The organism is Streptomyces sp. NBC_00285 (assembly GCF_036174265.1).
Lineage (GTDB): Bacteria > Actinomycetota > Actinomycetes > Streptomycetales > Streptomycetaceae > Streptomyces.
Genome location: NZ_CP108055.1, coordinates 4,106,921 through 4,132,425, shown reverse-complemented (window position 1 = coordinate 4,132,425; position 25,505 = coordinate 4,106,921). Strand labels below are relative to the sequence as shown.

At 70.7% G+C, this 25,505-nt stretch carries 20 protein-coding genes; 8 read left to right on the top strand and 12 right to left on the bottom strand.

What is annotated here, in order from left to right; genetic code table 11:
- Positions 1 to 2: 2 nt before the first annotated feature.
- Together OHT57_RS19065 and OHT57_RS19060 are read right to left on the bottom strand one after the other, a co-directional pair.
- Positions 3 to 941 (bottom strand): bifunctional helix-turn-helix transcriptional regulator/GNAT family N-acetyltransferase, encoded by a 939-nt coding sequence (locus OHT57_RS19065; protein ID WP_328747640.1) that lies wholly within the window; start codon positions 939 to 941, stop codon positions 3 to 5.
- A gap of 77 nt (positions 942 to 1,018) precedes the next feature.
- Complete coding sequence (locus OHT57_RS19060) at positions 1,019 to 1,630, bottom strand: dihydrofolate reductase family protein (protein ID WP_328747639.1); 612 nt, start codon at positions 1,628 to 1,630, stop codon at positions 1,019 to 1,021.
- A gap of 435 nt (positions 1,631 to 2,065) precedes the next feature.
- Here OHT57_RS19060 and OHT57_RS19055 point away from each other — a divergent pair, with 435 nt between their 5' ends.
- Complete coding sequence (locus tag OHT57_RS19055; protein ID WP_328747638.1) at positions 2,066 to 3,265, top strand: 4-hydroxybenzoate 3-monooxygenase; 1,200 nt, start codon at positions 2,066 to 2,068, stop codon at positions 3,263 to 3,265.
- Between the two features lie 137 nt (positions 3,266 to 3,402).
- A complete protein-coding gene (locus OHT57_RS19050) occupies positions 3,403 to 5,130 on the top strand; it encodes a methyltransferase (RefSeq protein ID WP_328747637.1) in 1,728 nt (575 codons plus the stop codon).
- A 168-nt stretch (positions 5,131 to 5,298) separates the two neighbouring features.
- Here the strand turns inward: OHT57_RS19050 and OHT57_RS19045 are convergent, their stop codons facing one another.
- Positions 5,299 to 6,345 (bottom strand): LacI family DNA-binding transcriptional regulator, encoded by a 1,047-nt coding sequence (locus OHT57_RS19045; RefSeq protein WP_328747636.1) that lies wholly within the window; start codon positions 6,343 to 6,345, stop codon positions 5,299 to 5,301.
- Positions 6,346 to 6,760: 415 nt separating this feature from the next.
- On the opposite strand from OHT57_RS19045, the gene OHT57_RS19040 reads away from it, so the two are divergent.
- The 3 genes from OHT57_RS19040 to OHT57_RS19030 are packed head-to-tail and all read left to right on the top strand — an operon-like array spanning position 6,761 to position 9,899.
- A complete protein-coding gene (locus tag OHT57_RS19040) occupies positions 6,761 to 7,918 on the top strand; it encodes a Gfo/Idh/MocA family protein (protein WP_328747635.1) in 1,158 nt (385 codons plus the stop codon).
- Positions 7,915 to 9,069, top strand: coding sequence for a dihydrodipicolinate synthase family protein (locus OHT57_RS19035; protein WP_328747634.1), 1,155 nt, complete (start codon positions 7,915 to 7,917; stop codon positions 9,067 to 9,069). Before OHT57_RS19040 ends, OHT57_RS19035 begins: the two co-directional genes overlap by 4 nt.
- A gap of 32 nt (positions 9,070 to 9,101) precedes the next feature.
- A complete protein-coding gene (locus tag OHT57_RS19030) occupies positions 9,102 to 9,899 on the top strand; it encodes a sugar phosphate isomerase/epimerase family protein (RefSeq protein WP_328753246.1) in 798 nt (265 codons plus the stop codon).
- A gap of 189 nt (positions 9,900 to 10,088) precedes the next feature.
- On the opposite strand, the gene rbsD is transcribed toward OHT57_RS19030, so the two are convergent.
- The 5 genes from rbsD to OHT57_RS19005 all read right to left on the bottom strand — a co-directional run bounded on the left by rbsD (position 10,089) and on the right by OHT57_RS19005 (position 15,943).
- The gene (gene rbsD / locus OHT57_RS19025) at positions 10,089 to 10,478 is read right to left on the bottom strand and encodes a D-ribose pyranase (protein ID WP_328747633.1); all 390 of its coding nucleotides are present in this window, start codon (positions 10,476 to 10,478) and stop codon (positions 10,089 to 10,091) included.
- Positions 10,475 to 11,380, bottom strand: coding sequence for a ribokinase (locus OHT57_RS19020; RefSeq protein ID WP_328747632.1), 906 nt, complete (start codon positions 11,378 to 11,380; stop codon positions 10,475 to 10,477). The genes rbsD and OHT57_RS19020 overlap by 4 nt, the downstream gene beginning before the upstream one ends.
- Before the next feature lie 66 nt (positions 11,381 to 11,446).
- The gene (locus OHT57_RS19015; RefSeq protein WP_328747631.1) at positions 11,447 to 13,396 is read right to left on the bottom strand and encodes an ABC transporter permease/substrate-binding protein; all 1,950 of its coding nucleotides are present in this window, start codon (positions 13,394 to 13,396) and stop codon (positions 11,447 to 11,449) included.
- The gene (locus OHT57_RS19010; RefSeq protein WP_328747630.1) at positions 13,386 to 14,906 is read right to left on the bottom strand and encodes a sugar ABC transporter ATP-binding protein; all 1,521 of its coding nucleotides are present in this window, start codon (positions 14,904 to 14,906) and stop codon (positions 13,386 to 13,388) included. Before OHT57_RS19010 ends, OHT57_RS19015 begins: the two co-directional genes overlap by 11 nt.
- Positions 14,903 to 15,943: a LacI family DNA-binding transcriptional regulator gene (locus OHT57_RS19005; protein WP_328747629.1), complete on the bottom strand. Its 1,041-nt coding sequence runs from the start codon at positions 15,941 to 15,943 to the stop codon at positions 14,903 to 14,905. Before OHT57_RS19005 ends, OHT57_RS19010 begins: the two co-directional genes overlap by 4 nt.
- A gap of 222 nt (positions 15,944 to 16,165) precedes the next feature.
- Here OHT57_RS19005 and recD2 point away from each other — a divergent pair, with 222 nt between their 5' ends.
- Both recD2 and OHT57_RS18995 read left to right on the top strand, forming a co-directional pair.
- Positions 16,166 to 18,421 (top strand): SF1B family DNA helicase RecD2, encoded by a 2,256-nt coding sequence (gene recD2 / locus OHT57_RS19000; RefSeq protein ID WP_328747628.1) that lies wholly within the window; start codon positions 16,166 to 16,168, stop codon positions 18,419 to 18,421.
- Positions 18,422 to 18,652: 231 nt separating this feature from the next.
- Complete coding sequence (locus OHT57_RS18995) at positions 18,653 to 19,942, top strand: citrate synthase (protein WP_328747627.1); 1,290 nt, start codon at positions 18,653 to 18,655, stop codon at positions 19,940 to 19,942.
- A 752-nt stretch (positions 19,943 to 20,694) separates the two neighbouring features.
- Here the strand turns inward: OHT57_RS18995 and OHT57_RS18990 are convergent.
- The gene (locus tag OHT57_RS18990) at positions 20,695 to 22,914 is read right to left on the bottom strand and encodes a heavy metal translocating P-type ATPase (protein WP_328747626.1); all 2,220 of its coding nucleotides are present in this window, start codon (positions 22,912 to 22,914) and stop codon (positions 20,695 to 20,697) included.
- Between the two features lie 124 nt (positions 22,915 to 23,038).
- Positions 23,039 to 23,278, bottom strand: coding sequence for a heavy-metal-associated domain-containing protein (locus OHT57_RS18985; RefSeq protein ID WP_328747625.1), 240 nt, complete (start codon positions 23,276 to 23,278; stop codon positions 23,039 to 23,041).
- Positions 23,279 to 23,587: 309 nt separating this feature from the next.
- On the opposite strand from OHT57_RS18985, the gene OHT57_RS18980 reads away from it, so the two are divergent.
- Positions 23,588 to 24,631: a zinc-dependent alcohol dehydrogenase family protein gene (locus OHT57_RS18980; RefSeq protein ID WP_328747624.1), complete on the top strand. Its 1,044-nt coding sequence runs from the start codon at positions 23,588 to 23,590 to the stop codon at positions 24,629 to 24,631.
- On the opposite strand, the gene OHT57_RS18975 is transcribed toward OHT57_RS18980, so the two are convergent.
- Both OHT57_RS18975 and OHT57_RS18970 read right to left on the bottom strand, forming a co-directional pair.
- On the bottom strand, positions 24,612 to 25,178 hold the full coding sequence (locus OHT57_RS18975; protein WP_328747623.1) for a GNAT family N-acetyltransferase: 567 nt from the start codon (positions 25,176 to 25,178) through the stop codon (positions 24,612 to 24,614). The two genes, OHT57_RS18980 and OHT57_RS18975, sit on opposite strands and share 20 nt — an antisense overlap.
- Before the next feature lie 88 nt (positions 25,179 to 25,266).
- Positions 25,267 to 25,467 carry a helix-turn-helix transcriptional regulator gene (locus OHT57_RS18970; RefSeq protein WP_123989353.1) on the bottom strand — a complete coding sequence of 67 codons (201 nt, stop codon included), beginning with the start codon at positions 25,465 to 25,467 and terminating at the stop codon, positions 25,267 to 25,269.
- Positions 25,468 to 25,505: the final 38 nt, after the last annotated feature.

Genomic DNA, 25,505 nt, shown 5'->3' with positions numbered 1-25,505 from the left:
TTCTACTCTCGCCCGGCCGAGTCGGTGAGGTCCAGCCGCCAGTCCTGGCCGTTCAGGTCCCTGCCGAAGGAGCGGTGGGGTTTCTCGGCGGCCAGGACGAACCCGTGGCGCTGGTAGACGCGGCGGGCGGCGGCGAGGACGTCGTTGGTCCACAGCACCAGGTCGCGGTAGCCGGCGTGGCGCGCGAAGCCGACGACGGCCGCCACCAGCCGGTCCCCGATGCCGAGTCCGCGCGCGGCCGGCTCGACGAGGAGCAGCCGCAGCCGGGCCGTGCCGGGCGCGTCGTCCCGTACGCACATCACGCACCCCACCGGGCGCCCGTCCAGCTCGGCGATCCAGACCCGCTCCAGATGCGGATCGTGGTCCTGCGCGAAGTCGGCGACGATCCTCGCGACCAGGCCCTCGTAGTCGGCGTTGAAGCCGTACTCGGCGGAGTACAGGGCCGCGTTGCGGGCCACCATCCACCCGAGGTCGCCGGGGCCCGGCTCGCGCAGGAAGACGTCCTCGCGGCGCGGCGGGCGGCCGTCGGAGAGCAGGGCGCGGACGGTGTGCATCGCCTCGGCGAGCCGGGGCCGTTCGACCGGCGGCACGGTCGCGAGGAGCGCGCCCACGGATTCGTCCGCGCGCTCCGCGAGCAGCGCGGCGGTCTCCCGGCCGCGTGCGGTGAGCGTGACATGGCGTCGGCGCGGATCCTGTCGTGAGGCCGCGCGCTCGATCAGCCCGTCCTGCTCGAACTTGTTCAGGATCCGGCTCAAGTACCCGGCGTCCAGGGAGAGTTCGGTCCGCAGATCGGCCGCGTCGGTGCGGGCCGAGTGCGCGAGTTCGTACAGGACGCGGGACTCGGTGAGGGTGAAGGGGGCGTAGAGGTGGCGGCTGTAGTCGAGGGCGCCGATCACGTTCGTGTAGAAGCGGTTGAAGGCGCGGATGTCCTGGACGGTCATGATCGGTCGACCCCCGGATACTTGACTCAGTCAGAGATATCGATGGACTGAGCGTAGGACGGCCGCGCCCACCGCGGCTACCCCTGCGCCTGGCCGGCGTCGGGTGCGGGCCGGTACACGCACAGCTGCACGCCCGTCTTCCCGGCGACCGTGGACACGAGCTCGAAGGGCCGCTTCCCGCCGTCCTCCGGGAAGATCGACTTGCCGCCGCCGAGGATCACCGGCATCACGATGAGCTGGAGCTCGTCGACCAGCCCCTCACTGATGAGGGTGCGGACCAGGGTCGGGCTGCCCATCATCGCCAGCTCGCCGCCCTCGCGGGCCCGCAGCTCACGGATCCGCGCGACGGCCTCGCCGCCCGGGATCCGCTCGGTGTTGTTCCACGTCAGCTCGTCATCACCGAGGGTGTCCGTGACCACGTACTTCTTCAGGGAGTTCAGCCGGTCGGCGAACGGATCCCCGGCCCGCTCCGGCCACGCCCCGGCCATCGTCAGATAGGTCCGCCGCCCGTACAGCAGCGCCTCGGCCCGCTCCATCCCCTCCATGAACGCGGAACCGAGCACCTCCTCGTCGAAGTACGGATGCGACCAGCCGCCGTGCGCGAACCCACCGTCGGTGTCCTCCTCCGGCCCACCCGGGGCCTGCACGACACCATCCAGACTGATGAACTCACTGATCACGATACGCATGGGACTCACTCCGGTTCCTTGTTGCTCTTCGGCGCGGGGTTGCTCTCCCGCTGGGGATTGCTCTCCCGCTCGGGCGATGACGGCAGTACAGACCGGGGGCGGGCGCGGAAATCATCGGTGGGGATCACGGCGGATCGGATCTCTGGTGAGCCACGCACCGGGCGCGGGTGGAGCGGTCCGCGAGGGCCCATCTCCGGTCGTGAGGGCCCGCCCACGCTTTCCCTCCTCCGCGTCCTCCTTGTCTTCATCCTCATCCTCGAACGAATGAACCCGTGTGACGATCCCGCGGTCCTGGCGGTCGCATCACGGCAGGTCAGCGGTGTTCTGCCGGGCCTGACCCGCCGGCCCCGGCCATGGTGCGCGTCATGTTTCAGCCACTCAATCTCCCCGCTCTGCTATTAATCCACATGATCAATGGATGAGCTGGAGCGAAAAGTGACAAAGCGTCCGTTTGAGGACGAGGTAACGGTACTGATCGTCGGTGCCGGGCCCGCCGGGCTGGTGCTCGGCAACCTGCTGCTGGCGGCCGGTGTCGACTGCCTGATCGTGGAGCGGAGCAGCCGTGCCCACGTCGAACGGCGGGCGCGGGCAGGCTATCTGGCGGCCCACACCGTCCGTGTCCTCGTCGACAACGGCCTCGGTGCCGGGCTGCTGGCGCGCGGACGGCAGCACGACACCTGCGTCTTCCGCGGTGAGCAGGGAGAGTTCACCCTCCGGTACGGCGAACTGGGCCGGGGCGAAGTGCACACCGTCTATCCGCAGCAGGAACTGGTGGCGGACCTGGTGGCCGAATTCCTGCGACGCGGCGGTGATCTGCGCTTCGACACCGCGGTGACCGAGGTGGGCGGGGTGGACGGCGAGCGGCCGTGGCTGGTGACGCACGAAGCGGACGGCACCGAGCGACGGCTGACGGGCCGTTACGTCGCCGGGTGCGACGGCCGTCAGGGCGTGTGCCGCAGGCGGCTTCCGGCGGGGGCCACGCGAGCGCACCGGCGTCGGCACGGCGTGTCCTGGCTGGCGCTGCTCGTCGAGGCCCCGCCCTCACTGTCCTCGGTGACCTACGCGGTGCACGACCGCGGGTTCGCCGGCCACATGGCCCGCACCGCGACCGTCACCCGCTACTACCTCCAGTGCCCCGAGGGCACCGATCCGGATGCATGGAGCGACAGCGCTGTATGGGACGAACTCGACCTGCGGATGCGGGCGGAACGGTTCGGCCCGCTTCGCCGCGGACCCGTCCTGGAACGTGCGGTGGTCGATCTGGAGTCGGACGTCCTCGACCCGATGCAGTACGGGCGGCTGTACCTGGCGGGCGATGCGGCCGGCCTGATCAGCCCCTCGGCGGCGAAGGGCGCCAACCTCGCCGTCATGGCGGCGGAGGCCCTGGCAGACGCCTTCGCCGCCGCCGTCCACCACGGTGACGAGGGGCCGTTGGCCCGGTACTCGGCCACCTGCCTGCCGCGGATCTGGCGGGCCCAGGAGTTCTCCCACTGGATGATCGGCCTGCTGCACGCGCCCGCCGGGGACGACGAGGAGTCCCGCTTCCTGCGCGCCCTGCGCACCTCCCGCCTGGACAGCCTGCGGACGTCCAGGACTCAGCAGCACTACTTCGCGGACAACTACGTAGGCGTGTAGGCGCCCTTGGGCCCTGCACCCTGTGCCCCAAGCGCGCGCTGTGGCCGGACGGCCGTCGACGGTACGACCCCGCCACCCTCCCCAGCGACTGTCCCACCCCTCACCCCTCACCCATCGACCCGAGGACACCCACACCCATGGCCATTGCGTCGGCGCCCGAGTGCTGTCTCCCCCCGGCAGATCTCGACCGTATCGAGCAGGCGTCCGAGTTCATCCGGAGAAACGACACGGCAAGCGCCCTCGACGCGCTTCTGCCGTCGCTGACCGCGGCGGAGAGAGAGGAGATCGGCCGCCACCTGAGGCTGGCTCACACCGCCCTTCTCGTGTTCCCGCGCACGATGGAGGGGCTCCGTGAGGAACTGTCGGCGCGGGGGCTGCACGCGGGGGAGCCGACGCCGAGCGTGGTGGTGCGCGGGCGGCTCGCACAGCGGTACGGGAGACCGGCCGGGGAACTGCCGGTGGCGATCGTGCGGGTGGCGGTGACGGGGGAGGAGGCGTACGGCGAGGCCGACGGACGCGCCGAGGTGGAGCTCTTCGCCCTGGAGGTGCCCGAAGGATCGGAGCTCGCGCTCGTCGCGGCGGCCGAACGCGCCGCCGGTCACGAGGCGCACACCGCCTTCGAGGCCGTAGCCCCCACCCCGCTCGTCCTGCACGGCCTGACCACCCTGCTGCTGGACCGGGCCGGAGCCTTGGCCGAAGGCGGTGGCCACAACCCGCACGAGAACGCGACCGTCCTCTACTTCCGCACGGCCACGGACCACCGCATCGAGCTGTACGTCCCCGGTCGGCATCCCGAGCTCCTGGCGGCACACCTGCGTCGCACGGCGGCACCGCAGTCCCCGGGCCGGGCCGAACCGGCACGCGACCGCCTGCTGCACCTGATGACGGGAGCCTGGACCACCCAGGCGATCGCGGTGGCCGCCGAACTCCGGCTCGCGGACCACCTGGACAGCCACCCGGGCGCGGACTGCGAGACCCTGGCCGACCTGAGCGGCAGTCACCCCGACAGCCTGGGGCGACTGTTGCGGTATCTGGCCGGCCTCGGGTTGGTGAGGGCGGCCGCAGACGGCTCGTACCATCTCACCGAACTGGGAGAGCCGTTGCGTACCGGCTCCAGCGCCTCGTTCCACCCGCTGGCCCGTCTCTACGGCGGACCGTTCTACCAGTCGTTCGGTGAACTCCTGCACGCGGTCCGCACGGGGGAGGAGGGCTTCGCGCACCTCTACGGCGAGCATCACTTCGTGTACTTCGCCCGCCACCCCGAACTCGCGGACCTCTTCGACCGGGCGATGGCCGCGAGTGCCCCGATGTTCGCGCCCGTTCCGGACCTGGTGGAGCTCTCGGCCCACCGCACCGTGGTGGACGTGGCCGGAGGCAACGGCGAACTCCTGAGGCGCCTCCTCCAAGTCGCCCCGCACCTGAACGGCGTGCTCCTGGAACGCTCCCACGCGGTGGAGTCCGCCGAGAAGGCCTTCGCCGCCGCGGGCCTGACCGACCGCTGCCGCTTCGTGACCGGGGACTTCACCTCGGGGATCCCTGAGGGAGGCGACCTCTACATCCTCTCCCGGGTCCTGCACGACTGGGACGACGCGCAGTGCCTGGCACTCCTGCGCCGTTGCGCCCGGTCGATGGCCCCGGGCACGGAACTCCTGCTGATCGAACGTCTCCTGCCCACGGACCCCCGCCCCTGTCTCGCCACCGCCTGGGACATCCACATGCTGTGCAACGTCGGTGGCCGCGAACGCACCGGGGCCCACTACCGCCAACTCCTCCAGGAGGCCGGCTTCACCCCGGGCACCCATCACGAACTCCCGCTTCAAGGAGCCCTGTTGCGGGCACGCCGCCAGGGTGCCGCCACGCGGTAGGCGGGGCGAGGCCGAGCCAAGTCGTTCCGGCACACCTGGGAAGTCGCGGAGGAGCCGGAGCGACTGCACCCACTGAAGGGGCGCGGGGAACTGCGCGCCCAGCCCCCACCGGCCCGCACCCGTCCCCGCCTCCTCACCTCCGGGCAGCCCCCGAAGACCCCCGCCTCCTCACCCCCGAGGAGCCCCCGAAGACCCCCGAACCATCAGCTCTCCCCGAACCGTCGCGATCCCCCCGGGCGGCGGCTCCTCCCGCCCCATGGCGATCCGTCCCGCCCGGGCCCCCGCCTCCGCCAACGGCAACCGCACCGTCGTCAGCGCGGGTACCACGTCGATGCTGAACGGCAGATCGTCGAACCCGGCGACGGACACGTCGTCGGGGATCCGCAGCCCGGAGTCCCGCAGGGCCGCGCACGCCCCCAGCGCCACGGAGTCGTTCGCGGCGACGACGGCCGTCAGCGACGGATCCCGGCGCAGCAGCTCCAGCGTGGCCTCGTACCCGGACCGCCGGTCGTAGCGGCCGTACACGGTCCAGCGCGGGTCCTCGGTGATCCCGTGCGCATCGAGGGCCGTCCGGTGCCCCTCCAGCCGGTGCCGGGTCGTCGTGCGCTCCTCCGGCCCCGCGATGTACCCGAGCTTTTGGTGCCCGAGCCCGATGAGGTGCTCGGTCAGCTCGCGGCCCCCGCCCCGGTTGTCGAAGGTCAGCGCGACCGCCCCGGTCTCCGGCGCCGGAGGCCGCCCGCACAGCACGATCCGGGTGCCCGCGTCCGCCAGCTTGCGCAGCTTGGCGGACATCGCGGCCTGGTGCGGCGCGTCCTCCATGGCCCCGCCGGTCAGTACGACCGCCGCCGCCCGCTGCCGCTGCAGCAGGGTGAGATACGTCAGCTCCCGCTCCGGAGAGCCACCCGTGTTGCACACCACACCGAGCCGCTCACCGCCCGCGCGCCCGCCCGGCCCCCCGATCTCGGACTGGATGGCGCCGGCCATGATCCCGAAGAAGGGGTCGGCGATGTCGTTCACCAGGATCCCGACGAGATCCGACGTGGCGGCGGCGAGCGCGCTCGCCGGACCGTTCAGCACGTAGTCCAGCTCGTCCACGGCCCGCAGCACCCGCTCACGGGTGGTCGCGGCCACGGGGTAGTTCCCGTTCAGTACGCGCGACACCGTCGCGGGGGAGACCTGGGCGCGGGCCGCCACGTCCGCCAGGGTCACCGTCATCTCGTCGTCCTCCGGTCGCGCGCCGCAGCGCATCTCAGTCGTACTCCGTCGTACACGCGGGCACCCGGGGCCCGGTTCCGGGCCGGCCTCGGGGCCGGTCCCCCGGATCATGTCGGCGCCGTGGGCCCCGGGCACGCGCGTCCACGGCCTTGTCGTCGCGGCTGCACGCACCGGCCCCAGCTCGACCTGTCGAGAGGAGCCGTATGTCACAGCCGACCTGATCCAGAAGACCGACCCTAAGCCCATTAGCCTGAGTTGTTCGCCCCCTCGAACAACTCACCCCTGTTGCGGTCTTGTCCAGACCGCTGGTCAGAGGCTAGCTTCTTCAGAGATAGAAAGCGCTTGCTGTAACGCTCGTCAGTGGGGGGCGTGCGCGGCGCGCACAACCGCGTACGACGCCTATGAAGGGAATGACGTGACACGCAAGACGGTGCGTATCGCCATGAACGGTGTGACGGGGCGCATGGGCTACCGCCAGCACCTCGTCCGGTCGATCCTCGCGATCCGTGAACAGGGCGGGCTCGACCTCGGCGACGGCGACGTGCTGTGGCCCGAGCCGATCCTCGTCGGCCGCCGCGAGCACGCGCTCAAGGCCCTCGCCGAGCAGCACGGCCTGGACCCGGCGAACATCTCCACCGACGTCGACGCGGTCCTCGCCGATCCGACCGTCGAGATCTACTTCGATGCTCAGGTGACCTCCGCGCGCGAGGGGGCCATCAAGAAGGCGATCGCCGCCGGCAAGCACATCTACACCGAGAAGCCCACCGCCACCGGCCTCGACGGCGCCCTGGAGCTGGCCCGCCTCGCCGAGGCGAAGGGCATCAAGCACGGCGTCGTCCAGGACAAGCTCTTCCTGCCCGGACTGCTCAAGCTGAAGCGCCTCATCGACGGCGGCTTCTTCGGCCGCATCCTCTCGATCCGCGGAGAGTTCGGCTACTGGGTCTTCGAGGGCGACTGGCAGACCGCCCAGCGCCCCTCCTGGAACTACCGCGCCGAGGACGGCGGTGGCATCGTTGTCGACATGTTCCCGCACTGGGAGTACGTGCTCCACGAGCTCTTCGGCCGGGTGAAGACCGTCCAGGCCCTCACCGCCACCCACATCCCGCAGCGCTGGGACGAGAACGACAAGCCCTACGACGCCACCGCCGACGACGCCGCCTACGGCATCTTCGAACTCGACAGCGGCGCCATCGCCCAGATCAACTCCTCCTGGGCCGTCCGCGTCAACCGCGACGAGCTCGTCGAGTTCCAGGTCGACGGCACCGAGGGCTCCGCCGTCGCCGGTCTGCGCAACTGCCGCGTCCAGCACCGCAGCGCCACCCCCAAGCCCGTCTGGAACCCGGACATCCCGGCGACCGAGGTCTTCCGCGACCAGTGGCAGGAAGTCCCGGACAACGCGGAGTTCGACAACGGCTTCAAGGCCCAGTGGGAGCTCTTCCTCCGGCACGTCTACGCCGACGCCCCCTACCAGTGGGACCTCCTCGCCGGCGCCCGCGGCGTCCAGCTCGCCGAACTGGGCCTGAAGTCCTCGGCCGAGGGCCGCCGTCTCGACGTCCCGGAGATCTCGCTGTGACGATCCGACTCCCCGACTTCCAGGGGGGCTTCAGGGCCTACGAGCCCCGCAAGGAGCCCCTCGCCGCCACCCCCGGCACCCCCTTCACCTCCCGCACGGTCTTCTCGGCGGCGCACGTCGTCGCCGACCCGTTCGCCGACAGCACGCCGGACTCCCCGGCCGCCGTCGACTGGGACGCCACCCTCGCCTTCCGCCGCCACCTGTGGTCGCACGGACTCGGCGTCGCCGAGGCGATGGACACCGCCCAGCGCGGGATGGGCCTGGAGTGGGCGGGCGCGGCCGAGCTGATCCGCCGCAGCGCCGCCGAGGCCAAGTCGGTCGGCGGTCTCATCGCCTGCGGCGTGGGCACCGACCAGCTCACCGGGCCGGCCACGCTCGCGGAGGTCCGCGCCGCCTACGAGGAGCAGCTCGCCCTCGTCGAGGAGTCCGGCGCGCAGGCCATCCTGATGGCCTCCCGGGCACTCGCGACCGCGGCGAAGGGCCCCGAGGACTACCTGGAGATCTACGGCCACCTCCTGCGCCAGTCCACCGAGCCGGTGATCCTGCACTGGCTCGGCCCGATGTTCGACCCGGCCCTCGATGGCTACTGGGGCTCCAGCGACCTCGACGCGGCCACGGACACGTTCCTCCAGGTCATCGCGGCCCACCCGGACAAGGTCGACGGCATCAAGGTCTCGCTCCTGGAGGCCCAGCGCGAGATCGACATCCGCCGCCGGCTCCCGCAGGGCGTCCGCTGCTACACCGGCGACGACTTCAACTACCCCGAGCTGATCGCGGGCGACGAGCAGGGCTTCAGCCACGCCCTGCTCGGCATCTTCGACCCGCTGGGCCCGCTGGCCGCCGAGGCGGTCCGCGTCCTGGACACCGGCGACGCCAAGGGTTTTCGTGAACTCCTCGACCCCACGGTCGAGTTGTCCCGCCACCTCTTCCAGACGCCCACCCGCTTCTACAAGACGGGCGTGGTCTTCCTGGCCTGGCTGGCCGGCCACCAGAGCCACTTCACGATGGTCGGCGGCCTCCAGTCGGCCCGCTCCCTCCCGCACTTCACGCGCGCCTACGAACTCGCCGACGGCCTGGGCCTGTTCCCGGACCCGAAGACGGCCGAGGAGCGCATGAAGAACCTGCTCTCGCTGTACGGGGTGACCCAGTGACCGGCGACCTGTCCCGCTTCTCCATCAACCAGATGACGGTCAAGCAGCTGTCGATCCCGGAACTGGTCGACGCCTGCCGGGAGTTGGGCATCGGCAACATCGGCCTGTGGCGCGAGCCCGTTCAGTCGTACGGTGTCGAGGAGACGGCCAAGCTGGTCCGCGACGCGGGGCTGACCGTCACCACCCTGTGCCGCGGCGGGTTCTTCACGGCGATCGACCCGGACGAGCGGGCGGCGGCCCTGGACGACAACCGGCGTGCGGTCGACGAGGCGGCGACGCTGGGCACCGACACCCTGGTCCTGGTCTCGGGCGGCCTCCCGGCCGGTTCGAAGGACCTGCACGGCGCCCGTGAGCGCATCGCGGACGCCCTGTCCGTCCTGGGCCCGTACGCGGAGGAGCACGGGGTGCGGCTGGCCATCGAGCCGCTGCACCCCATGTACGCCTCCGACCGCTGCGTGGTCTCGACGCTCACCCAGGCCCTCGACCTGGCGGAGCGTTTCCCTGCCCAGCAGGTCGGCGTCACGGTGGACACGTACCACATCTGGTGGGACGACAACGCGCCCGCGCAGATCGCCCGCGCGGGCGCAGGCGGCCGTATCCACACCTTCCAGCTCGCCGACTGGACGACCCCGCTCCCCGAGGGGGTCCTCAACGGCCGCGGCCAGATCGGCGACGGCTCGATCGACATGCGGGAGTGGCAGGGGTACGTCGAGGCGGCCGGCTACACGGGCGCCATCGAGGTCGAACTGTTCAACGATGCCCTGTGGGCCCGGGACGGCCGCGAGGTCCTCGCCGAGACCGCCGAACGCTTCGTGGCCCACACCATGTGAGTGGTCAGGAATGACGGACAAAAAAATTCCGGAGAACCGTACAACCCTCTCCCCACCTCGCCCGTCGTACATGGCATCAGGACTCTTGGAGGGGGATCCGGGGGGATCGCGGGGGTTCTGACGGGGAGGGAAAACCGAGGGGGCCCGGTCTACGGACCGGGCCCCTTCGAAGTGTGTGCGGCCACCGGACTAGAAGAACACCCCGCACCTGAGCAGCACGTTCGCATACGGCCGCGCCTCGCCCGTGCGGACGACCAGTCGGGCCCGCGCCGACAGCTCCTTGAGCTTCTCGTGGGAGACCAGGTCCAGCTCGGGGAAGCGGGCGTCCAGCAGCGTGGACGCCTCCGTGTTCGCGCCGCGCACCTCCGTCGCCGCCGTCGCCCCCTCCACGACCAGCTCGGCGAGCAGCCCGTCAAGCACCTCCGCGAACGACGGCACCCCGGCGAGGAACGCCAGGTCGACCACGCGCGGACCGTCGGGAATCGGCATGCCGGCGTCACACACCAGCACCCCGTCCCCGTGCCCCAACTCGGCTATCGCACCGGACAGTTGACGGTTCAGGATTCCGGCCTTCTTCACAGCGCCTCGACCTCGTCCGCCGTCGGGAAGGAGTCCTGCGCGCCCTCCCGGGTCACCGCGACCGCCCCGACCCGGGACGCGTAGGCCGCCGCCTCCGTCAGGGAGGCACCCGCCCCCAGCCGGAAGGCCAGCGCCGCCGTGAAGGCGTCGCCCGCACCCGTGGTGTCCACCGCGTCCACCTTCACCGACGCCACCCGGGTCACGCCCGCGGAGGAGGACGCCACCAGGGAGCCCTCCGCGCCCAGCGTCACGACCACCGACTTCGGCCCCTTGGCGAGCAGCAGCCGAGCCCAGTCCTTGGGCGCGTCGCTCACACAGGCGTCCCCGAGGATCACCTTCGCTTCGTGCTCGTTGACGATCAGCGGGTCGCAGGCGGCCAGCACCTCGGTCGGCAACGGCCGCGGCGGCGACGGGTTCAGCACGAAGCGGCTGTCCGGCGCCAGGTTCCGTACGACCTCCACGACCGTCTCCAGCGGGATCTCCAGCTGTGTCGACACCACCCGGGAGGCGTGGAAGAGGCTGGTCGCGGCCCGTACGTCACCCGGAGTGAGCCGCCCGTTGGCGCCCGGCGACACCACGATGCTGTTGTCCCCGGACGGGTCGACGGTGATCAGCGCGACGCCGGTGGGCGCCCCGCCCACCAGCACGCCCACCGTGTCGACACCGGCCGCCCGCAGCGAGTCCAGGAGGAGCCGGCCGTGGCCGTCGTCGCCGACCCGGGCGAGCAGGGCCGTGTGCGCGCCCAGCCGGGCCGCCGCGACCGCCTGGTTGGCGCCCTTGCCCCCCGGGTGCACGGCCAGGTCCGAGCCGAGCACCGTCTCGCCGGCCGCGGGCCGCCGCTCTACGCCGATCACCAGGTCGGCGTTGGCCGACCCTACGACCAGTAGGTCGTAGTCGTACATGGATGACTCCCCTAGTCGGTGACGTGGGGCGGGTGGCCGAAGCGGCCGCCCGCCGGTGCGCCGTCGTCAGCCCGTGAACCCGGCCACGTTCTCCTTGGTGACCACCTTCACCGGCACCTTGATCGTCTCCTCGACCTTCTTGCCCTGGAGGGCCTTGAGCGCGTTGTCCACCGCGATTTTGCCCAGTTGCGACGGCTGTTGTGCCACGGATGCGTACATCGTTCCGTTCTTCACCGCGGTCAGGCCGTCCGGTGTGCCGTCGAAGCCGACCACCGAGACCGACGTGCCGGCCTTGGAGCCCAGCGCCTTGATCGCGCCGAGCGCCATCTCGTCGTTGGCGGCGATGACGCCCTGGACGTCGGAGTGGGCCTGGAGCAGGTTCGACATCACGTCGAGGCCCTTGGTGCGGTCGAAGTCGGCGGGCTGCTGCGCGACGACCTGGATGCCCGGGTAGGCCTTCAGACCCTGTGCGAAACCCTGCGCGCGCTCACGGGCGGCGGACGTACCGGCCTGGCCCTGGAGGATCACGATCTTGCCCTTGCCGCCGAGCTTCTCGCCGATGGACTTGGCGGCCAGCTCACCGCCGGCGATGTTGTCGGAGGCCACGAGAGCGTCCACGGAGGCCTTGTTGACGCCGCGGTCCACCGCGATGACCGGGATCTTCGCCTTGTCGGCGGCCTTCACGGAGTTGCTCGCCGCATCCGAGTCCACCGGGTTGACGATGATCGCGTCGAGGCTCGAACTGGTGAAGTTCTGCAGCTGGTTGGCCTGCTGGGAGGCGTCGTTCTGGGCGTCGGTGACGGTCAGGTCCACGCCCAGTTTCTTCGCCTCGGCCTGGGCGCCCGCCCGGATCTGCACGAAGAAGGGGTTGTTGAGGGTGGACAGCGACAGACCCATCTTCGGGTTCGCCGTCGAGGACGAGCCGTTGTGCAGGAAGGAGGTCGCGCCGACGATCGCCACGGTGACGACGGCCGCGAGCCCGTACGTCGCCGCCTGGCGCCCCCTGCCGCCCTGCGAGGCACCGGTCACCGGGGTGGCCCCGGCCTTGCGGCGCAGGGTGTCCAGGAGCACCGCCAGCGCGATGACGACGCCGATGACGACCTGCTGCCAGAACGCGGACACGTTCAGCAGGTTGAGGCCGTTCCTGAGCACCGCCAGGATCAGCGCGCCGATCAGCGTCCCGGAGGCCTTGCCGGTGCCGCCGGCCAGCGAGGCACCGCCGATGACGACGGCGGCGATCGCGTCCAGCTCGTAGCCGTCGGCGGCCTGCGGCTGCGCGGACGAGAGGCGGGCGGCGAGCACGACACCCGCGACGGCGGCGAAGACACCGGAGAGGGCGTAGATGGCGAGCTTCTGCTTCTTCACCCGCAGCCCGGAGAGCCGGGCCGCCTCCTCGTTGCCGCCGATCGCGTACATGGAGCGGCCGATGTAGGTCCGTGCGAGGACGAAGGCCGCGAGGAGCCCCATGACGACCATGACGAGGACGGGCACCGGCAGCCAGCCGCCGAGCGTGTCACCGAGGTGCGAGACGGAGTCGGGGAAGGCGATCGGGGAGCCCTCGGAGATCACCAGCGACAGACCGCGGGCCACCGAGAGCATCGCCAGGGTCGCGATGAACGGGGGCAGTTTGCCGTAGGCGATCAGGAAGCCGTTGACGAGACCGGCCGCGATGCCGGTGACGACGGCGAGCACCACCGCCATGAAGACCGGCACCCCGTGCGAGGTGGCGGTCCAGGCGAGGACGGTGGCCGACAGGGCCGCCACCGAGCCGACCGACAGGTCGATGCCCGCCGAGACGATCACGAAGGTCACACCGAAGGCGAGGACGGCGGTCACGGCCGCCTGGACGCCGACGTTGAGCAGGTTGTCGGTGGTGAGGAAGTCGCCCGACAGCGCCGACATGGCGATGACGAGGACGATCAGCGCGGTGAGCGCGCCGTTGTCGAGGAGCAGTCGGCGCAGACCGCCGGCGGCGCTGTCGGCGCCCGCCCTGCTCTTGAGCGTGTCAGTGGCCACGAGCGGCCTCCTTGTCGGTCGTGGGGTTGCTGACGGCGAGTGCCATCACGGAGTCCTGCGTGGCCTCGTCGGCGTCGAGTTCGCCGGCGATCCGGCCCTGGGCCATCACGAGCACCCGGTCGCTCATGCCGAGCACCTCGGGCAGGTCGCTGGAGATCATGAGGACGGCGGCCCCTGCCGCGGTGAGTTGGTTGATGAGCTGGTAGATCTCGACCTTGGCGCCGACGTCGATCCCGCGCGTCGGCTCGTCGAGGATGAGCACCTTCGTGTCGGCGAGCAGCCACTTGCCGATGACGACCTTCTGCTGGTTGCCGCCGGACAACGTACGGACGTGCTGCTGGAGTCCGGCCATCCGCACGCCGAGCTGCTCGGCGATCCGCGCTGCGGCCTCGCGCTGCCCCTTGAGGTCGACGAGCCCCGCGCGCGTGGCGGACCGCATGGTCACCAGGCCCAGGTTCTCCTCGACCGTCTGGTCGAGCACCAGGCCCTGGCCCTTGCGGTCCTCGGGGATCAGCCCGATACCGGCCGCCATGGCGGCGCCCACGTCATGCCCCTTCAGGGCCGTCCCGGAGACCTTCACGGCCCCCTTGTCGTACGGATCCGCGCCGAACACCGCCCGCGCCACCTCGGTACGGCCGGCCCCGACCAGTCCGGCGATGCCGACGACCTCACCGGCGTGCACCTCGAAGCCGATGTCGTGGAAGACACCGTCACGGGTGAGGCCCTCGACCTTCAGCAGGGCCTGACCGGTGTCGCCGCGCTCGCGCGGGTACTGCTGCTCGATGGAGCGCCCCACCATCAGGCGTACGAGCTCGTCCTCGGGCGTGGTGGCGGGCACCTGCCCGACGGACTTCCCGTCCCGGAGGACCGTGACCCGGTCGCCCAGGGCGGCGATCTCCTCCAGGTGGTGCGTGATGAAGACGATCCCGACGCCGTCCTCGCGCAGCGTGCGCACGATCGCGAAGAGCTTGTCGACCTCCTCGGAGGTGAGCACCGCGGTCGGCTCGTCCATGATCAGCACGCGCGCGTTCAGACTGAGCGCCTTGGCGATCTCGACCATCTGGAGCCGGGCGATGCCGAGTTCGCGGACACGCGCGCGGGGCGAGACGTTGACGCCGACGCGCCCCAGCAGCGCCTCGGCGTCGGCCTCCATCGTCTTGCGGTCGATCATCCCGAGGCGGCGCGGCTGCCGGCCCAGGAAGATGTTCTCGGCGACCGTGAGGTCGGGGACGAGGTTGAACTCCTGGTAGATGGTGGCGATGCCCAGCCGCTCGGCGTCCTGCGCCCCGCGGATGTGCACCTCCTCGCCGTCCACCAGGACCCGGCCCTCGTCGGGGTGGTAGGCGCCCGACAGCATCTTGATCAGCGTGCTCTTGCCGGCGCCGTTCTCGCCGAGCAGCACGTGCACCTCGCTCCGGCGCAGGTCGAAGTCGACGCCGTCGAGCGCGACCACGCCGGGGAAGGACTTCCGAATGCCCTCGATGCGCAGCAACTCGTCCTGGTTGCTCACGGCTTGCTCCTGTTCGTTACGGGGTTCACTGCGACGTTCTCCGGGGCGGCCTCACCGCAGGAGCGGCGAACGACGAGACGGGCGGGGAGGATGACGGACTCGGGGTGCCGCCCCTCGATGCGGTCCACGAGCGCCCGTACGGCGGCCCGCCCCAGCTCCCCCGTGGGCTGGGCGATCGCGGTGATGGGCGGATCGGTGTGCACGAACCACGGGATGTCGTCGAACGCGGCCAGGGCGAGGTCGTCGGGGACGCGCAGCCCACGCGCGCGTACGGCGTCCAGCGCGCCGAGCGCCATCAGGTTGTCGGCGGCGAAGACGACCTCGGGCGGCTCGGGCAGGTCGAGGAAGCCCTCGGTGACCCGCCGACCGCTCTCGGCCTGGAAGTCGCCCTGGCCTATGTAGGCGTCGGGCAGATCGAGGCCGTACGCCTGGAGGGCCTCCCGGAAGACGGTCACGCGCTCCTGGCCGGTGGTGGTGGCCGCGGGGCCCGCGATGATCGCGAGCCGCCGGTGCCCCAGTCCGTGCAGATGGGCGACGAGATCCCGTATCGCGGCCCGCCCGTCGGCCCGGACGACCGGCACGGCCACCCCGGGGATCCACCGGTCCACGAAGACCATCGGCGTCCCCGCGCGCACGGCGCCCAGCATCAGCGGGGAGCCGCCGTCGGTGGGGGAGACCAGGAGGCCGTCGATACGGCGGTCGAGCAGGTTCCGTACGTGGTGGTCCTGGAGGGCGGGCCGCTCGTCGGCGTTGCCGATGATCACGCTGTAGCCCAGTGCGCGGGCCTCCTCCTCCACGGAGCGGGCCAGCTCGGTGAAGTAGGGGTTCATGACGTCGCTGATGACCAGGCCGAGGGTGTGGGTCTGGTCGGTGCGCAGGGAGCGGGCGACGGCGTTCGGGCGATAGCCCAGCGCCTCGACGGCGGCCAGCACACGCGTGCGTGCGTCCGTGCTGACCGACGGGTGGTCGTTCAGGACGCGCGACACCGTGGCGACGGAGACCCCTGCCTCCGCAGCGACGTCCTTGATACTCGCCATCGCCGCTCCACCTCCTCGTGGAATCGATTACACGACTTCGTGTACCGAGGATTGGAATCGATTACACGAGGGTTGGGCAAGCCCTTGGCCGGATCTCGATACCCGATCGTGATGTCGGGGGCGCCAGGGGGGCGGCTCCGGTGGGAGCAGATCGGACGAGGTCGGCGAGCGCGGGACGGCCGGGCCGGTCGGGCTGTCGGTGCCGGGCGGTACCGTCGGATCATGTCCAATCAGGCGGGGGCTTCCACGGGCGAACGACAGCTCGCCGTACTCGAAGGCGTCCTGGAGCGGATCACCTACGCCAACGAGGAGAACGGCTACACGGTCGCCCGCGTCGACACCGGCAGGGGCGGCGGCGATCTCCTCACCGTCGTCGGCGCGCTGCTAGGTGCCCAGGCGGGGGAGTCCCTGCGAATGGAGGGCCGCTGGGGCTCCCACCCGCAGTACGGCAAGCAGTTCACCGTCGAGAACTACACGACCGTCCTGCCGGCCACCATTCAGGGCATCCGCCGCTACCTCGGCTCGGGCCTGGTCAAGGGCATCGGGCCCGTCTTCGCCGACCGCATCACCCAGCACTTCGGCGTGGACACCCTGACGGTCATCGAGGAGGAGCCGAAGCGGCTGATCGAGGTCCCCGGCCTCGGCCCCAAGCGCACCAAGAAGATCGCCGACGCCTGGGAGGAACAGAAGGCGATCAAGGAGGTCATGCTCTTCCTCCAGACCGTCGAGGTGTCCACCTCCATCGCGGTGCGCATCTACAAGAAGTACGGCGACGCCTCGATCTCCGTCGTGAAGAACCAGCCCTACCGGCTCGCGACCGACGTCTGGGGCATCGGCTTCCTCACCGCCGACAAGATCGCCCAGTCCGTCGGCATCCCCCACGACAGCCCGGAGCGCGTCAAGGCGGGCCTGCAGTACGCCCTTTCGCAGTCCGCCGACCAGGGGCACTGCTACCTCCCCGAGGAGCGGCTGATCGCCGACGCGGTCAAGCTCCTCCAGGTCGACACCGGCCTGGTCATCGAGTGCCTGGCCGAACTCGCCCTGCCCGACCAGGACTCCGGCGAGCCAGGGGTCGTACGGGAGAAGGTGCCCGGCCCGGGGGACGGCTCGGAGTCCGTCACCGCGATCTACCTCGTCCCCTTCCACCGCGCCGAACTCTCCCTCTCCGCCCAGGTGTTGCGCCTCCTGCGCACCGACCAGGACCGGATGCCGGCCTTCCGCGACGTGGTCTGGGACAAGGCGCTGGGCTGGCTGAAGTCCCGTACCGGCACCGAACTCGCCCCCGAGCAGGAGGCCGCGGTCAGGCTCGCGCTCACCGAGAAGGTCGCCGTCCTCACCGGCGGCCCCGGCTGCGGCAAGTCCTTCACGGTCCGCTCGATCGTGGAGCTGGCCCGCGCCAGGAAGGCCAAGGTCGTCCTCGCCGCCCCGACCGGCAGGGCCGCCAAGCGCCTCGCGGAGCTCACCGGCGCGGAGGCCTCCACCGTCCACCGCCTGCTGGAGCTGAAGCCCGGCGGCGACGCGGCCTACGACAAGGACCGCCCGCTCGACGCCGACCTGGTGGTGGTCGACGAGGCGTCCATGCTGGACCTGCTGCTCGCCAACAAGCTGGTGAAGGCGGTGCCGCCCGGGGCCCATCTGCTGTTCGTCGGCGATGTGGACCAGCTGCCCAGCGTCGGTGCCGGAGAGGTCCTGCGCGACCTCCTCGCCGACGGCGGCCCGGTGCCCGCGGTGCGCCTCACACGCGTGTTCCGCCAGGCCCAGCAGTCCGGCGTCGTGACGAACGCGCACCGCATCAACGCCGGACAGCATCCCGTCACCGACGGCATGAAGGACTTCTTCCTCTTCGTCGAGGACGACACGGAGGAGGTCGGGCGGCTCACCGTGGATGTGGCGGCCCGTCGGATTCCGGCCAAGTTCGGGCTCGACCCGCGCCGGGACATCCAGGTGCTCGCCCCCATGCACCGCGGCCCCGCCGGCGCCGGCACTCTCAACGGCCTGCTCCAGCAGGCCATCACCCCGGGCCGCCCTGACCTCGTGGAGAAGCGGTTCGGAGGCCGGGTCTTCCGGGTCGGCGACAAGGTCACCCAGATTCGCAACAACTACGAGAAGGGCGCCAACGGTGTCTTCAACGGCACCGTGGGCGTGGTCACCTCGCTCGATCCGGTCGACCAGCGCCTCACCGTGCTGACGGACGAGGACGAGGAGGTGCCGTACGAGTTCGACGAGCTGGACGAACTGGCGCACGCGTACGCGGTGACCATCCATCGTTCCCAGGGGAGTGAATATCCCGCAGTGGTGATCCCCGTCACCACCAGTGCATGGATGATGCTGCAGCGGAACCTGCTCTACACGGCGGTCACCCGGGCGAAGAAGCTGGTCGTCCTCGTCGGCTCCCGCAAGGCGATCGGTCAGGCGGTGCGCACGGTCTCGGCGGGACAGCGCTGCACGGCGCTGGACTTCCGGCTCGCGGGCCGGTGAGGCGCGTCAATGTCGGGCCTTCACAAAAAATGATCGATCAAATGAGTCATGTGGGTCACAGAGCTCTTCCGGAAGTGGCAGGAGAGGGGCAGGATGGGCGAGTTGGCGGCACTCAGTGCCGCCGATACGCCCAACGGCCGACCCCGAGTGCACTCTCCTGCGCCAAATGGGGGATGGTAGAGACAGTCAGGGCAACCTCGAAGAAGAGGCACAACGTCGGTGAGGGATGACGTGAGCGACAACTCTGTAGTAGTGCGGTACGGCGATGGCGAGTACACCTACCCGGTGATCGACAGCACCGTCGGCGACAAGGGCTTCGACATCGGGAAGCTCCGTGCCCAGACCGGTCTGGTCACCCTGGACAGCGGCTACGGCAACACCGCCGCCTATAAATCCGCCGTCACCTATCTCGACGGCGAGGCCGGCATCCTCCGGTACCGCGGCTACCCGATCGAGCAGCTGGCCGAGAGCTCGACCTTCCTGGAGGTCGCCTACCTGCTGATCAACGGCGAGCTGCCGAAGACCGACGAGCTCACCGTGTTCCAGAACGACATCACGCAGCACACCCTGCTGCACGAGGACGTCAAGAACTTCTACCGCGGTTTCCCGCGTGACGCCCACCCGATGGCCATGCTGTCGTCGGTCGTGTCCGCGCTGTCCACGTTCTACCAGGACAGCCATAACCCCTTCGACGAGAAGCAGCGCAACCTCTCGACGATCCGGCTGCTCGCCAAGCTTCCGACGATCGCAGCGTACGCGTACAAGAAGTCGATCGGTCACCCGTTCGTCTACCCGCGCAACGACCTCGGTTACGTCGAGAACTTCCTGCGTATGACCTTCTCGGTCCCCGCCCAGGAGTACGACCTGGACCCGGTCGTGGTCGCGGCCCTGGACAAGCTGCTCATCCTGCACGCCGACCACGAGCAGAACTGTTCGACCTCGACGGTCCGCCTCGTCGGCTCGTCCCAGGCGAACATGTTCGCCTCGATCTCCGCTGGCATCAACGCCCTGTGGGGCCCGCTGCACGGCGGCGCCAACCAGTCCGTCCTGGAGATGCTGGAAGGCATCCAGGCCTCCGGCGGTGACGTCGACTCCTTCATCCGCAAGGTGAAGAACAAGGAGGAGGGCGTCCGGCTGATGGGCTTCGGTCACCGGGTCTACAAGAACTTCGACCCGCGCGCCAAGATCATCAAGGCTGCGGCGCACGACGTCCTCTCGGCCCTCGGCAAGTCCGACGAGCTGCTGGACATCGCGCTCAAGCTGGAGGAGCACGCGCTCTCCGACGACTACTTCGTCTCGCGCAGCCTCTACCCGAACGTCGACTTCTACACGGGCCTCATCTACCGCGCCATGGGCTTCCCGACCGAGATGTTCACGGTCCTGTTCGCCCTCGGCCGCCTGCCGGGCTGGATCGCCCAGTGGCACGAGATGATCAAGGAGCCGGGATCCCGCATCGGCCGCCCGCGCCAGATCTACACGGGTGTCGTCGAGCGCGACTTCGTCCCGGTCGAGCAGCGCTGACACCTTGCCGGTGGAAGTGCGGTACGCGTAGGACTTCGCCGCTTGAGGAGTGTGGGCGGCTGCGGGCCGGTTGTGGCCGGCCGCGCAGTTCCCCGCGCCCCTTGGGCGGGTGCGGCATGCTCGTGCAAAGCGGTGGCGGCCTGGCGACGGTCCACGGGCCGGCCATGGCTGGGCGCGCAGATTCCCTGCGCCCCTCAGGGGTGCGGCGCACGCTTGTAGAAGTGAAAAGCGGAAGGCGCCCTGGCGACGGTCCCCCCACGGGCCGGCGTCCAGGGCGCCTTCCCATGTCCCGGTGCGGATTCCCCCCACGGGATCCGGCCGGGCGTCTGAGAGACCAGCGCCTGAATCGCTGTTCTTGATACTTCTTGTACCGCTGTTTGAGCAGAACGAGCAAAACTCCTCGTACTACTCCAGTGTGCGATCTGCCGGGACACCGCACGGTCGGGAGGGCCGCTCAAAGCTTCCCTAGGTGCGTGCCCCGGCAACGCATCTCCGAGGAAGTCCCCCAAGACATCCTCAGACGTCAGTCAGCGCCCCCCAAGACGCTGCCTGACATCGCCAACTTAGACCTTCGAAGCCCTTCGATGGTTACGTTCGCATCACTGTGATCTGCGTCTCTTGCAAATGTCCGTTAGATACGCAAGAGCCCGGGTACAGCGAACGGGACCCCAGCGTAAGGACGATGCGCGAGTCTTGTGAAGAGCTTATGTGAGCGTGGCCCGGGACTCCATAGCGGGTCCGTCAAAGGATCCTCAACGGAAAGCACGTAGCCGCAGGCTGTTGGTCACCACGAACACCGAGGAGAACGCCATCGCGGCGCCCGCGATCATCGGGTTCAGCAAGCCCGCCGCCGCCAGCGGCAGCGCGGCCACGTTGTAGCCGAAGGCCCACACGAGATTGCCCTTGATGGTCGACAGGGTGCGCCGGGAGAGCCGGATCGCGTCCGCGGCCACGCGCAGATCCCCGCGCACCAGGGTCAGGTCTCCCGCCTCGATCGCCGCGTCGGTCCCGGTTCCCATCGCCAGGCCCAGGTCGGCGGCGGCGAGCGCGGCCGCGTCGTTGACCCCGTCACCGACCATCGCGACGACACGGCCCTCGCCCTGAAGCCGCCGTACGGCGTCGACCTTGTCCTCGGGAAGCACCTCGGCGACCACGTCGTGGATACCGACGGCCCGGGCCACGGATTCGGCCACCGCCCGGTTGTCCCCGGTCAGCAGCACCGGCGTGAGCCCCAGCGCCCGCAGTGACCGCACCGCCTCCGCGCTGGTCTCCTTGACCGTGTCGGCGACGGCCAGGACGCCCCGGGCCACGCCGTCCCAGCCGACGACGACCGCCGTACGGCCGTCCCGCTCGGCCTCTTCCTTCGCCCGGGCCAGCTCGACGGGCAGCGCGTCGAACAGCCGCCCCACGGCCACCTCGTGGCCCTCCACGCGCCCGCGTACGCCCTTCCCGGGTACGTTCTCGAACCGCTCGGCCTGCGGCAGCGGTCCAACCCGCTCCTCGGCGCCCGCGGCGACCGCGCGGGCCACGGGGTGCTCGGAGGCGTGCTCCAGTGCGCCCGCGAGCCGCAGCACCTGCTTCTCGTCGGCGTCCCGGACGACGTGGACCTCCTGGAGGGTCATCCGGCCGGTGGTGACCGTGCCGGTCTTGTCCAGGACGACGGTGTCGACGCGGCGCGTGGACTCCAGGACTTCGGGGCCCTTGATGAGGATGCCGAGTTGGGCGCCGCGCCCGGTGCCCACCATGAGCGCGGTCGGCGTGGCCAGCCCGAGGGCGCACGGGCAGGCGATGATCAGCACGGCGACGGCGGCGGTGAACGCGGCGACGGTGTCCCCGGTGGCGCCGAGCCACCCGCCGAAGGTGGCGACCGCGATGAGGAGGACGACCGGCACGAACACCGCGGAGATCCGGTCGGCCAGCCGCTGCACCTGCGCCTTGCCGTTCTGCGCGTCCTCCACGAGCCTCGCCATCCGCGCGAGCTGTGTGTCGGCCCCGACCCGGGTCGTTTCCACGACGAGCCGCCCGCCGGCGTTGACGGTCGCGCCGGTGACGATGTCGCCGACGCCGACGTCCACGGGTACCGACTCGCCGGTCAGCATGGACGCGTCCACCGCGGAGACGCCCTCGACGACGGTGCCGTCGGTCGCGATCTTCTCCCCGGGCCGTACGACGAACCGGTCCCCGACGCCCAGCCGCTCCGCCGGGATCCGGACCTCGCGCCCGTCCCGCAGCACGCAGACGTCCTTGGCGCCCAGCTCCAGCAGTGCCCTGAGGGCCGCCCCGGCGTGCCGCTTGGCGCGGGCCTCCAGATAGCGGCCCAGCAGGATGAAGGCGATGACCCCGGCGGCGACCTCAAGATAGATCGTCGAGGCGCCGTCCATGCCGCCGACGGTGAACTCGAACCGCTCCCGCATGCCCGGCATCCCCGCGTCACCGAAGAACAACGCCCACAGCGACCAGCCGAACGCGGCGAGGGTACCGACCGAGACCAGGGTGTCCATGGTGGCCGCGGCGTGCCTCATGTTCGTCCAGGCGGCCTTGTGGAAGGGCCACCCGCCCCACACGACGACGGGCGAGGCGAGGGTGAGCGCGAGCCACTGCCAGTTGTCGAACTGGAGGGCGGGGATCATGGAGAGCAGGACGACGGGGACGGCCAGCACGGCGGAGACGACGAGCCGCTGACGGAGGGCGGCGAGCTCGGGGGCCTCCTGGGCCTCTTCGCGCGCAGGCGGCGCGGGCTCCTCGGCCGTGTACCCGGTCTTCACCACGGTCGCGATCAGGTCGGCGACCCCGATCCCGGCCGGGTAGCTGACCCTGGCCTTCTCGGTCGCGTAGTTGACGGTGGCACTGACGCCGTCCATCCGGTTGAGCTTCTTCTCCACCCGCGCCGCACACGAGGCACAGGTCATCCCGCCGATGACGAGCTCGACTTCGGCGACCGGCGTGGTCGGAACCTGAGTGGTGCTGGACATGTCGGGTGACTCTCCATGAAGGGTTGGGCAACGCCCTCGGGGGCCGGGGCGGGGAACTGCAGGACAAGCCATGACGAGGCCGTCAGTCGCCCGGCGGCCTCACACGGCACTGCGGTCGGTGCCCTCAGGCCCGCCCGACCAGTTCGAACCCGGCCTCGTCCACGGCGGCCCGTACGGCTTCCTCGTCGAGCGGTGCCGAGGAGACCACCGTCACCTCCCCGCTGGAGGCGACCGCCTTCACGGAGTCGACCCCGTCGATCTCGGAGATCTCACCGGAGACGGCTCCTTCGCAGTGTCCGCAGCTCATCCCGCTCACCTTGTAGACGGTGGTGACGGAACCCGGGGTGTCGGTCTGTGCGGTCATGTCGTTCTCCTCATGATTCATGAGAGGCGTGCAGGGTCTATGGTGCACACACTATACCCCTAGGGGGTATTTCTCAAAGAAGGGTCCCGTCGGGTCGGGGAGGCCGGACGGGCGGGCGGTCCGGCCTCACCGGCGCAACCCCGCCGACGACCGCCGTCCACCGGCCGTGCCGGAAGGGGCGAGTACCCCGCGCGGCATCCCCGTCTCCGGCAGAGCCCGCAGGAATGTGTACCGAGGAGCCCCGCCTGCGCACGGCCCGCGCGACCGGCGACGATGAACCCGCAGACGGAAACGGCGAGGGGACGGCACATGCGAGCGGTGGTCTTCGAACAGTACGGCGAGCCTCTGGAGGTGCGTGAGGTCCCCGACCCCCACCCGGCGGACCACGGCGCAGTGGTCCGCGTGGAAGCCACCGGCCTGTGCAGAAGCGACTGGCACGGCTGGCAGGGTCACGACCCGGACATCGTCCTCCCGCACGTTCCCGGCCATGAACTCGCCGGTGTCGTGGAAGCGGTCGGCCCCCGGGTGGACGCCTGGCGGCCCGGCGACCGGGTGACCGTCCCCTTCGTCTGCGCCTGCGGTACCTGTGCGTCCTGCGCCGCGGGCGACCACCAGATCTGCGAGCGCCAGACACAGCCCGGCTTCACCCACTGGGGATCGTTCGCCCGGTACGTGGCGCTGGACCACGCAGACGTGAACCTCGTGGCCCTGCCGCAGGACATGTCCTTCGCCACGGCGGCCTCGCTGGGCTGCCGTTTCGCCACCGCGTTCAGGGCGGTGTCGCACCAGGGAAGGGCCGCCGCGGGGGAGTGGGTCGCGGTGCACGGCTGCGGCGGGGTGGGCCTGTCCGCGGTGATGATCGCGGCGGCCTCGGGTGCCCGGGTGGTGGCCGTCGACGTGTCTGCCCGAGCGCTCGCCCTGGCAAGGGAGTTCGGCGCGGCCGAGTGCGTGGACGCGACGGCCGTGCCCGACACCGCGGCGGCGATCCGTGAGCTGACCGGCGGCGGCGCCCACGTGTCCCTGGACGCCCTCGGCTCCCCGGCCACCTGCGCTGCGTCCGTCGGCTCCCTGCGTCGCCGCGGCCGGCATGTCCAGGTCGGCCTGCTGCCCTCGGCGGACGGTACGACCCCGGTCCCGATGGCCCGTGCGATCGGCCTGGAACTCGAACTCCTCGGCAGCCACGGCATGGCCGCCCACGCCTACCCGCCGATGCTGGAACTGGTCCGGGCGGGTGTCCTGCGGCCGGACCTGCTGGTCACGTCCACGATCCCCCTGGACGCGGCCCCGGACGCCCTGGCGGCGATGGGTACGGCTCCCGGTGCGGGGGTGACGGTCATCGAGCCGTGGAGCTGAGGGCGGCCCAGTCGCGGTCGAGGATGCCCATGACCACCCAGTCCACCCACTCGCCGTCCCGCAGATCGGCCTCCCGCCGCACCCCTTCGACCACGAACCCGGCCTTCTCGTAGACCCGCAGAGCACGGGCGTTGTGGCCGTAGGCCTCCAACTCGATCCGGTGCAGCCCGAGTTGCTCGAAGCCGTACCCGACGACGAGGCGGGTGGCCTCGGTGCCCAGGCCGCGTCCGCGCCCCCGGGGGCCGATGAGGGTGCGGAACGTGCAGCTGCGGGCGTGGGTGTCGTACTCGTACAGGACGACCTCGCCGACGAGTCCACCGTCGGCGCGGTCGGTGACGGCCAGGTCGAGCCGGTCCGCTTGGGCGGACCGGGAGCCGTACCAGGACCGCAGGCGCTCCAGGGTGAGGTCGCCGGTGGGTGGCCCGGTGAGGCGGACGACCTCGGGGTCCTCGATGATCTCCGCCATGACCTCGGCGTCCGCCGCCGTGAACGGTCGCAGCACGGTCCTGTCGCCGGTCAGCACGGGTTTGGCGGAGAAGTCGCTCATGGGCCGACTGTGTCAGAAGCCGGTACCCGGCGCCCCGGGATTTCCGGAGCGCCGGGTACCCGAGGCGGCCGGGTTGCCCGGCGGGCTGTCAGTCCTCTCTGCGTCCCCGGTTGCCCGGCCTGGACGCGACCCAGGTGCGCACGGTGTCCGCGTACCAGAAGGGCTTGCCGCCCTCGACGTGGTCGGGCGGCGGCAGCAGCCCGTGCTTGCGGTACGACCGCACGGTGTCCGGCTGCACACGGATGTGCGCCGCGATCTCCTTGTACGACCAGAGCCTTCGGTCGGTCATGGTGCACCTCCTCGCGCGCACCGCGGCGGCGGCCGGGA

What these genes read in the sequence shown, in the direction of transcription:
- OHT57_RS19045 (WP_328747636.1), bottom strand. Translation starts at nt 6,345, where the DNA reads ATGACGGTGACCCTGGCGGACGTGGCGGCCCGCGCCCAGGTCTCCCCC.
- OHT57_RS18985 (WP_328747625.1), bottom strand. Translation starts at nt 23,278, where the DNA reads ATGACCGCACAGACCGACACCCCGGGTTCCGTCACCACCGTCTACAAG.
- OHT57_RS19050 (WP_328747637.1), top strand. Translation starts at nt 3,403, where the DNA reads ATGGCCATTGCGTCGGCGCCCGAGTGCTGTCTCCCCCCGGCAGATCTC.
- OHT57_RS18980 (WP_328747624.1), top strand. Translation starts at nt 23,588, where the DNA reads ATGCGAGCGGTGGTCTTCGAACAGTACGGCGAGCCTCTGGAGGTGCGT.
- OHT57_RS18975 (WP_328747623.1), bottom strand. Translation starts at nt 25,178, where the DNA reads ATGAGCGACTTCTCCGCCAAACCCGTGCTGACCGGCGACAGGACCGTG.
- recD2 (WP_328747628.1), top strand. Translation starts at nt 16,166, where the DNA reads ATGTCCAATCAGGCGGGGGCTTCCACGGGCGAACGACAGCTCGCCGTA.
- OHT57_RS18990 (WP_328747626.1), bottom strand. Translation starts at nt 22,914, where the DNA reads ATGTCCAGCACCACTCAGGTTCCGACCACGCCGGTCGCCGAAGTCGAG.
- OHT57_RS19060 (WP_328747639.1), bottom strand. Translation starts at nt 1,630, where the DNA reads ATGCGTATCGTGATCAGTGAGTTCATCAGTCTGGATGGTGTCGTGCAG.
- OHT57_RS18970 (WP_123989353.1), bottom strand. Translation starts at nt 25,467, where the DNA reads ATGACCGACCGAAGGCTCTGGTCGTACAAGGAGATCGCGGCGCACATC.
- OHT57_RS19065 (WP_328747640.1), bottom strand. Translation starts at nt 941, where the DNA reads ATGACCGTCCAGGACATCCGCGCCTTCAACCGCTTCTACACGAACGTG.
- OHT57_RS19030 (WP_328753246.1), top strand. Translation starts at nt 9,102, where the DNA reads ATGACGGTCAAGCAGCTGTCGATCCCGGAACTGGTCGACGCCTGCCGG.
- OHT57_RS19005 (WP_328747629.1), bottom strand. Translation starts at nt 15,943, where the DNA reads ATGGCGAGTATCAAGGACGTCGCTGCGGAGGCAGGGGTCTCCGTCGCC.
- OHT57_RS19020 (WP_328747632.1), bottom strand. Translation starts at nt 11,380, where the DNA reads ATGTACGACTACGACCTACTGGTCGTAGGGTCGGCCAACGCCGACCTG.